6 protein-coding genes are annotated in these 9,110 nt (G+C 71.0%); 1 reads left to right on the top strand and 5 read right to left on the bottom strand.

The features are described from left to right. Positions 1 to 209 precede the first annotated feature (209 nt). Positions 210 to 797 carry a TetR/AcrR family transcriptional regulator gene (locus ACFYVL_RS29775; RefSeq protein ID WP_389250211.1) on the top strand — a complete coding sequence of 196 codons (588 nt, stop codon included), beginning with the start codon at positions 210 to 212 and terminating at the stop codon, positions 795 to 797. Between the two features lie 72 nt (positions 798 to 869). On the opposite strand, the gene ACFYVL_RS29770 is transcribed toward ACFYVL_RS29775, so the two are convergent. From ACFYVL_RS29770 to ACFYVL_RS29750, 5 genes are all read right to left on the bottom strand, one after another. Further along, positions 870 to 2,222 carry a M28 family metallopeptidase gene (locus ACFYVL_RS29770; RefSeq protein WP_389250209.1) on the bottom strand — a complete coding sequence of 451 codons (1,353 nt, stop codon included), beginning with the start codon at positions 2,220 to 2,222 and terminating at the stop codon, positions 870 to 872. Between the two features lie 367 nt (positions 2,223 to 2,589). Continuing rightward, positions 2,590 to 4,281, bottom strand: a complete 1,692-nt coding sequence (gene abc-f / locus ACFYVL_RS29765) for a ribosomal protection-like ABC-F family protein (protein WP_389250227.1) — start codon at positions 4,279 to 4,281, stop codon at positions 2,590 to 2,592. Positions 4,282 to 4,509: 228 nt separating this feature from the next. After that, a complete protein-coding gene (gene rarD, locus ACFYVL_RS29760; RefSeq protein ID WP_389250207.1) occupies positions 4,510 to 5,562 on the bottom strand; it encodes an EamA family transporter RarD in 1,053 nt (350 codons plus the stop codon). Between the two features lie 189 nt (positions 5,563 to 5,751). After that, on the bottom strand, positions 5,752 to 6,753 hold the full coding sequence (locus ACFYVL_RS29755) for a 2-oxoacid:ferredoxin oxidoreductase subunit beta (RefSeq protein WP_389250225.1): 1,002 nt from the start codon (positions 6,751 to 6,753) through the stop codon (positions 5,752 to 5,754). A gap of 97 nt (positions 6,754 to 6,850) precedes the next feature. After that, complete coding sequence (locus ACFYVL_RS29750; protein WP_389250205.1) at positions 6,851 to 8,827, bottom strand: 2-oxoacid:acceptor oxidoreductase subunit alpha; 1,977 nt, start codon at positions 8,825 to 8,827, stop codon at positions 6,851 to 6,853. Positions 8,828 to 9,110: the final 283 nt, after the last annotated feature.

The raw sequence follows: 9,110 nt of genomic DNA, 5'->3' as shown, positions 1-9,110 counted from the left end.
TGCGAGCTATCCAGTCGTCAAGCTGGGTCTCCTCCCCCCCCCCCCCAACCTCGGGGGGGGGCCGCGCCAATTTGATCCGGGCTTCTTGGCGCGCCCCCCCCCGGGGCGCCCCCCCACGACACGGATCGTTCCCCCTGAGATGGCTATTGTTGGAGGCTGTTGTTCCGCTGTCAATACGCTACGTATCGTCGCCCGGTTAGACTCCGCCCGTGAGCGCGACGCCGAACCCGCAGCGACGCAGCGAGAGGTCCCGGCAGGCGATCCTCGCGGCTTCCATCGCCCTGTGCACCGAGAAGGGCTACGGCGGCGTCACGATGGAGGCCATCGCGGCCAGAGCGGGCGTCAGCAAGAAGACGATCTACCGCTGGTGGTCCTCGAAGGGCGCCGTGCTCCTCGAAGCGATCGGCCAGCAGACCGACAGCAGGGCACCGTTTCCGGACACCGGGCACCTGGCCGCCGACCTGTACACGCAGATGACCGGGGTGGTGCGGTTCCTCACCACCCCGCCGTTCGGGCCCGCGTACATCGGCATCCTCTCCGAACTGCACCACGACGAGGAACTGACCCGGGCCGTCCACACACAGATCATCACGCCGCGCTTCACGGCCGCGCTGGACCGGCTCAAGAGCGCGCAGCGCCAGGGCCGGCTGCCGCTGGACGCCGATCTGGAACTGGCCGTGGAGCTGCTGTACGGGCCGCTCTACTACCGGTACGCGCTGCGCAAGCCGCCGCACACCCCGGAGCGGATCGCGGAGCTGGTCGACCATGTGCTGCGGACATTGGACTGCCGCCCCTGACGCGGGAGTTGACGCGCGTCGGGGGCGGCAGGTTCTGGGGGCCCGAAGGTTCGGCCGGTGGGCCGGGGCCTGCTAGAAGGTGAGCTTCCAGCTGTTCAGCGTGCCGGTGTCCTGGCTCGCCACGTCCTGGACGCGCAGCTTCCACACACCGTTGGCGACCTCGCTCGACGCGTTCACCGTGTACGTCTCCACGACGTTGTCGGCCGAGTCGCCGCTGCTGGAGTTCTTCAGCCGGTACGCGGTCCCGTCCGGGGCGAGGAGGTCGATGACCACGTCACCGCGCCAGGTGTGCTTCACGTTCACCGACACCTTGAGCGCGGCGGGCGCGTTGCCCGTGCGCCCGGAGACCGTGATCGGCGAGGTCACCGCGGCGCCCGCGTCGGGGATCGCGAGCGGCGTGGTGTTCTCGTAGTCGGTGCCGGTCGGCGGGGTCGTACTGCCCGCGGACAGCGTCCAGATCGCGTGTGCGACGGCGTCGCTGTTGCGGTCCAGGGCGGTGTCGTTGATGTTCGAGGTGTTGTCGCAGGACGAGTGGTAGCAGCGGTCGAAGGCGACGCCGGAGGTGCCGCCCCACTTCTGCGCCTGGGCGGCCGTCTTGCGGTAGTCGGCGCCGGAGAACAGGCCGCCGACCGGGACGCCGACGTTCTTGAACGGGGCGTGGTCGGAGCGGCCGTCGCCCTCGGTCTCGATCTCGGTGGGGATGCCGAGGCCCGCGTAGTAGTCCTTGAAGGTCTTCTCGATGGTCGGGTCGTCGTCGTAGACGAAGTAGCCGGCGTTCGGCGAGCCGATCATGTCGAAGTTCAGATAGCCCGCGATCTTCGCGCGCTCGGTGGACGGGAGGCTGTTGACGTACGCCTTCGAGCCGAGCAGGCCCAGCTCCTCGGCGCCCCACCAGGCGAACCGCAGGTGCTTGTCGGGCTTGAACTGGGCGCGGGAGACCGCCAGTGCGGTCTCCAGGACGGCGGCCGAGCCCGAGCCGTTGTCGTTGATCCCGGCACCCGAGGTCACCGAGTCGAGGTGCGAGCCGGCCATGATCACCTTGTTCGCGTCGCCACCGGGCCAGTCCGCGATCAGGTTGTAGCCGGTGGCGCCGCTCGCGGTGAAGGTCTGGAGCGAGGTGGTGAACCCGGCCGCGTCCAGCTTGGCCTTCACGTAGTCGATGGACGCCTTGTAGCCGGCGCGGCCGTGGGCGCGGTTGCCCCCGTTGGCGGCGGCGATGTTGGAGAACTGGGTGAGGTGCGCCTTGACGTTGGCGAGGGGGATGTCGGGCGCGGCGGCGACGGAGGGCGCCTGGGCGGCGGTGGGTGCCTGCGCGGGTGCGGCGGTCGCGGTGTTCGCGGCGACCGGGGCGAGCAGCCCCGCGACGGCGAGCGCGGCCACCGCGGCCACTCTGCGGGACGATATGCGGGCAGGGACGAGCGTCATGTGGGGGCTCCGGATTCCGAACGGGGACGGGACGGAAGTGCGGGAACTGGCCTTGCTGGTAAGGCGGTTGGGCACTGAGCCATGAGCGCTGTGCGTGCCTGATGTTCAGCGAGAGTTTGACTCGACGTCAAGAGCCGAATCCGGTCACCCTTGTTCGCATACCGAACCACCCCCAAATCCCCCCGCCACCCCCGCCCCCTCGGACGCCGCGCCCGCACACCCCCGCCCCACACCCCCCGCCCCCTTGGGCGGCGGGGCCGCCCCCGGGGGCGGAACGGGCGGGTACGGGGGCGGCCCCCGGCGGAGCCGAACAACCCACCCCCGCCCGGCCCCGCCCCCGTACCCCCGACCCCGTACCCCCGCCCCGCTACCCCCGCCCCACCACACCCCCCGCCACCAACTCCAACCGCCGCCGCCGACTCCGCTCCCCACCCCCGAACCCACTCCGAAATCGCCGGTCGTGCGAAACCACCACCACCGCCCCGGGGTACCCCGCCAACGCCTCCTCGACCTCCTCCACCAGCCCCAGCGACACATGGTTCGTCGGCTCGTCCAGCACGAGCAGGTCCGCCGGCCGGGACACCAGCCGCGCCAGCTCCAGCCGCCTGCGCTGCCCGACCGACAGCGCGGCCACCGGCACCCCGAGGTCCTCCTCCCGGAACAGCCCCAGCGCGAGCAGCTCGTCCGCGTACTCCTCCGGGAACCCGGCCCGCCCCGCCGCGTACCCCGCGAGCAGGGAACGCCCGTCGTTCGTGGGCGCCAGCTCCTGCGGCAGATAGCCGAGGTGCCGCGGCCGTACGACACTCCCGGCGTCCGGCTCCAGATCGCCCGCCAGGACCCGCAGCAGTGTGGACTTCCCGGCCCCGTTCGGCCCCGAGACGAGCAGCCGCTCCCCGGCCGCGATCCGCAGCTCGGCCACGGACAACCGGTCACCGACCGAGACGTCCTTCAACTCGGCCAGTGGGCCGTCCTGTTGGCGCTCCTCCAGCGTCGCTGTGTCGAGTTTCACGTGAAACCGAAGCGGAACCGGTGGCGCCGGGACGGGCGACGCGCGCAGCAGTTCCAGCCGCTGCTTGGCCGCCCGCACCCGCCCCGACAGCTTGGCCTCGCTGGACCTGCGGTGCTTGCCGAAGCCCTGACGGGGGTCCTTGCCGGTGGCGGCGAGCCGCTGCCCGGCCGCCTCGACCAGTGCCTCGGTACGGGCCAGGTCGTCGACCCACTCCTGGTGCTCCTGCGCCCACCTGGCACGGGCCGAGGCCCTCGCGGCCAGGTATCCGCCCCAGCCGTCGCCGTACCTGCGTACCGTCCGCAGATCGCGGTCGACCTCCAGGATCGTGTCGGCGATCCGCTCCAGGAACATCCGGTCGTGGGTGACGGCGACGACGGTGCCGCGGTGGGCGCGCAACTGCTCCTCCAGCCAGCCGGTGGCCTGCTGGTCGAGATGGTTCGTGGGCTCGTCGAGCAGCAGGAGTTCGGGGGCGGCGGCCAGCACGCAGGCGAGCGCCAGCCGCGACTGCTCCCCGCCGGAGAGCGAACCGAGGGTCCGCTCCCGGGTGATGCGGGCCAGCCCGAGCACGTGCAGCGCGCTGTCCACGCGGGCGTCGGCCTCGTACCCGCCCCGGTCCTGGTACGCGGTGAGCAGCTCGCCGTACGCGTCGAGCGCGGCCTCGGTGGGATGGTCGCCGAGTCCGGCCTCGGCGTCCCGGATCGCGGCCTCCAGCGTGCGGAGGTCGGCGAGTGCGGCGTCGACGGCGTGCTGGACGGTGAGGTGCGGGGCGAGACCGAGGGTCTGCGCGAGATGGCCGACGCCACCGGGGAAGGCGACGGTGACCCCGCCCTCGTCGGGCAGCAGGGTTTGGGCCATCAGCCGCAGCAGGGTGGACTTTCCGGACCCGTTCTCCCCGACTACCCCGGCCTTCTCTCCGGGGCGGACGGACAGCGTGACTCCGTCGAGTACGGCACGGTCACCGAAGGCGAGGGAGACGTTCCGCAGCGAGAGCTGGGACGAGACCGGGGCCGGGGTCTGGGCGTGGGCAGGGGTGTGGGTACGGCTCTGGATCTGGGCGCGAGGGCGCACGGTGATTCCTCAGGGGATGGGATCGGCAGGCGGGCCTGAGGGCGCGCGGACGTCACCGGCGGGGCGAGGGCTCAGCCGCTCGCACTCACGCCGCGTCCGCGCGAGGAATCACAGAAAGTAGTAGTGCCTGGCCATACATCGAGCCTAACCCGAGCCCACCCCGACCGTCCTCCGGTTTTACGCGCCGGGTCCGGTGCCGGTACCCGCGGCCTACGCTCCCGCCGGATCCGAAGCCTTCGCCGTACCGGCACCAGCAGCCTCCGCCGTACCGGCAGCAGCACCCGCACCCTTCTCCGCGACCTGTGCCTCTGCCGCGCCCGCCGCCACGTCCGCCGCCTCCGGGGGCAACGCCGCCGCGGCCAGCAGCGCGGCCCGCCTGCCCTTCCGGGCGGTGCGCAGCGCGTCCCAGGTCAGCAGGGACAGCGCGAGCCACACCAGGCCGAACCCGGCCCACCGCTCCGGCGGCATCGCCTCGTGGAAGTACACGATCCCCAGCAGGAACTGGAAGACCGGCGCCAGGTACTGGAGCAGCCCCAGCGTGGACAGCGGCACCCGGATCGCCGCCGCGCCGAAGCACACCAGCGGCACCGCGGTCACCAGCCCGGTCGCGGCGAGCAGCGCCGCGTGCCCCGTCCCGTGCGCCCCGAAGGCCGACGAACCCGCCGCCCCCAGCCACACCAGGTACCCGAGCGCGGGCAGGAACTGGATCGCCGTCTCGGCCGCCAGCGACTCCAGCCCGCCCAGGTTGACCTTCTTCTTCAGCAGGCCGTACGTGGCGAACGAGAACGCCAGCACCAGCGAGATCCACGGCGGCTGCCCGTACCCCACCGCCAGCACCACGACCGCCGCCGCTCCGACGCCGACCGCCGCCCACTGCACGGGACGCATCCGCTCGCCGAGCAGCAGCACGCCCATGGCGATGGTGACCAGCGGGTTGATGAAGTAGCCGAGTGAGGCCTCCACCACGTGACCGGTGTTGACCGACCAGATGTAGAGCGCCCAGTTGACGCTGATGACGGTGGCGGCCAGGGCTATCAGGCCCAGCTTGCGCGGCTGCCCGAGCAGTTCCCGTATCCAGCCCCAGCGGCGCACCACCAGCAGCGCGACCACCACCACGACCAGCGACCACACCATCCGGTGGGCCAGGATCTCGATCGCGCCCGCGGGCTTCAGCAGGGGCCAGAACAGCGGGACCGCACCCCACATGCCGTAGGCCCCGATGCCGTACAGCAGCCCCGCCCGCTGCTCCTTCTTCGTCTCCACCGGTTCTGGCCTCCCGCCCTGGAACATGCACGCTGCACACACCTGTCGCGCACGACGGTAAGCCCCGCCGGCTCCGCATGTCATGTCCGTTCCGCAATACGGTCATGACATCCGGGGGGAGCCAGGAAGCGCGAAGGGGCGCCCGGCCTGTGCAGGCCGGGCGCCCCTTTCGTACCGGGCGTGGTCGGGCTAGCCGACGACGGTCCAGGTGTCCTTGCCCGCGAGCAGCGCACCGAGGTCGCCCTTGCCGTCCCGCTCGATCGCGGAGTCCAGCTGGTCGGCCATCAGCGTGTCGTACACCGGGCGGTCGACGGAGCGGAACACTCCGATCGGGGTGTGGTGCAGGGTGTCCGGGTCGGCCAGCCGGGACAGCGCGAAGGCCGTGGTCGGCGAGGCGTTGTGCGCGTCGTGGACGAGGATCTGCGACTGGTTCTCCTCGGTGACCGCGACCACCTTCAGATCGCCGGTCTGCGGGTCCCGTACGACACCCTTCGACCCGTCGGCACCGAAGCGGATCGGCTCGCCGTGGGTGAGCCGGATGACCGCCTCCTCCGCCTGGTCCTTGTCCTTGAGGACCTCGAAGGCGCCGTCGTTGAAGATGTTGCAGTTCTGGTAGATCTCCACCAGCGCGGTGCCCGGGTGGTCGGCGGCCTGGCGCAGCACCTCGGTGAGGTGCTTGCGGTCGGAGTCGACGGTGCGGGCGACGAAGGACGCCTCCGCGCCGATCGCGAGCGAGACCGGGTTGAAGGGCGCGTCCAGCGAACCCATCGGCGTCGACTTGGTGATCTTGCCGACTTCCGAGGTGGGGCTGTACTGGCCCTTGGTGAGCCCGTAGATCCGGTTGTTGAACAGGAGGATCTTGAGGTTCACATTGCGGCGCAGCGCGTGGATCAGGTGGTTGCCGCCGATGGACAGCGCGTCGCCGTCACCGGTGACCACCCACACGCTCAGGTCCCGCCGGGAGGAGGCGAGGCCGGTCGCGATGGCCGGGGCGCGGCCGTGGATGGAGTGCATCCCGTAGGTGTTCATGTAGTACGGGAAGCGGGAGGAGCAGCCGATCCCGGAGACGAAGACGATGTTCTCCTTCGCCAGCCCCAGCTCCGGCATGAAGCCCTGCACGGCGGCGAGCACCGCGTAGTCGCCGCAGCCCGGACACCAGCGCACTTCCTGGTCGGACTTGAAGTCCTTCATGGACTGCTTCGCCTCGGCCTTGGGGACCAGCGACAGAAGCGTCTTCCCGGCCGGAGCGGCCGGCCCGGCCTCCCCGGACTTCGGCTCGGTCGTCGTCTCAGTCATCGATGGCCTCCTTGAGAGCCGTGGCCAGCTGCTCGGCCTTGAACGGCATTCCGTTGACCTGGTTGTACGAAATCGCGTCCACGAGGTACTTGGCCCGGATCAGCGTGGCGAGCTGACCCAGGTTCATCTCCGGGACGACCACCTTGTCGTAACGCCTCAGCACCTCTTCGAGATTCCTCGGGAAGGGGTTGAGGTGGCGCAGGTGGGCCTGGGCGATGGGAACGCCGTCGGTGCGCAGCCGCCGCACCGCCGCCGTGATCGGCCCGTACGTCGAGCCCCAGCCGAGCACCAGGGTCCGTGCGCCGTCGGGGTCGTCGACGACCAGGTCCGGGACCTCGATGCCGTCGATCTTCGCCTGGCGGGTGCGGACCATGAAGTCGTGGTTGGCCGGGTCGTAGGAGATGTTGCCCGTGCCGTCCTGCTTCTCGATGCCGCCGATCCGGTGCTCCAGACCGGGGGTGCCGGGCACCGCCCAGGGGCGGGCCAGCGTCTGCGGGTCGCGCTTGTACGGCCAGAAGACCTCGGTGCCGTCCGCCAGCTCGTGGTTGGGGCCGGTCGCGAACTGCACGCGCAGGTCCGGGAGTTCGTCGACCTCCGGGACCCGCCACGGCTCGCTGCCGTTGGCCAGGTAGCCGTCGGAGAGCAGGAAGACCGGGGTGCGGTACGTCAGCGCGATGCGCGCCGCGTCGAGCGCCGCGTCGAAGCAGTCGGCGGGCGTGCGCGGGGCGACGACCGGCACCGGCGCCTCGCCGTTGCGGCCGTACATCGCCTGGAGCAGGTCCGCCTGCTCGGTCTTGGTCGGCAGACCGGTGGACGGGCCGCCGCGCTGGATCGCCACGATCAGCAGCGGCAGCTCCAGCGAGACCGCGAGGCCGATGGTCTCCGACTTGAGCGCCACGCCGGGGCCCGAGGTGGTGGTCACCGCGAGCTGCCCGCCGAACGCGGCACCCAGCGCCGCGCCGATGGCCGCGATCTCGTCCTCCGCCTGGAAGGTCCGCACACCGAAGTTCTTGTGCTTGGAGAGCTCGTGCAGGATGTCGGAGGCCGGGGTGATCGGGTACGAGCCGAGGTAGAGCGGCAGGTCGGCCTGCTGCCCGGCGGCGACCAGCCCGTAGGAGAGCGCCAGGTTCCCGGAGATGTTCCGGTACGTGCCCGGGGGGAACGCGGTGGTGGCCGGGGCCACCTCGTAGCTGACCGCGAAGTCCTCGGTGGTCTCGCCGAAGTTCCAGCCCGCCCGGAAGGCCGCCACGTTCGCCTCGGCGATCTCCGGCTTCTTGGCGAACTTCTGCCGCAGGAACGCCTCCGTGCCCTCGGTGGGCCGGTGGTACATCCAGCTGAGCAGGCCCAGCGCGAACATGTTCTTGGACCGGCCGGCGTCCTTGCGGGACAGGCCGAAGTCCTTGAGCGCCTCCACCGTCAGGGTGGTCAGCGGCACCGGGTGCACGCTGTAGGCGTCCAGCGAACCGTCCTCCAGCGGGGACGTCTCGTACCCCACCTTGGCCATCGGCCGCTTGGTGAACTCGTCCGTGTTGATGATGATCTCCGCGCCGCGCGGCACATCGGCGATGTTCGCCTTGAGCGCGGCCGGGTTCATCGCCACCAGCACGTTCGGGGCGTCCCCGGGCGTGAGGATGTCGTGGTCGGCGAAGTGCAGCTGGAAGCTGGAGACACCCGGCAGGGTTCCGGCAGGGGCGCGGATCTCGGCCGGGAAGTTCGGCAGCGTCGACAAGTCGTTGCCGAACGACGCCGTCTCCGACGTGAAGCGGTCACCGGTGAGCTGCATACCGTCACCGGAGTCGCCCGCGAACCGGATGATCACCCGGTCCAGGCGGCGGACCTCTTTCTCCGTGGCCCCCGGGGCACCCCCCGCGGCGGGACCGCGCTGCTCCCCGACGACGGAGTCGTGGGCTCCGTCGGCGCCGTTTGCGCCGTCGGCCTGCTCGGCCGGGCTACTGACCTGGCTGGTCACTGAACTGGACCTCCCTCAGAGGCGGCTGCTCCGGATCGGCCGATCGCCCGGCCATTCCGTGGCCACCCTACGTCGGTAAGGGTGGCCTTCCTCGGCCCGCTCACATGATGGACCTGCTGATGAGACACCTCGGTGCCCTGTTTCGTCATGATTCGTTCGCCCCCCGGCACGTTGTCGAAGACGCTCCGTCCTCATCCTTTGGTTCTGGTCCCACGCCTCCTGTCGGCACCCTCCCGACCTTGCTATCTGACGGAGCGTCAGAAGGCCAGTGCCGTCGGCCGGG

The organism is Streptomyces sp. NPDC004111, from assembly GCF_042874215.1.
In the GTDB taxonomy this organism is placed as follows: Bacteria; Actinomycetota; Actinomycetes; order Streptomycetales; family Streptomycetaceae; genus Streptomyces.
This window is presented reverse-complemented; position numbering and strand designations above follow the sequence as displayed.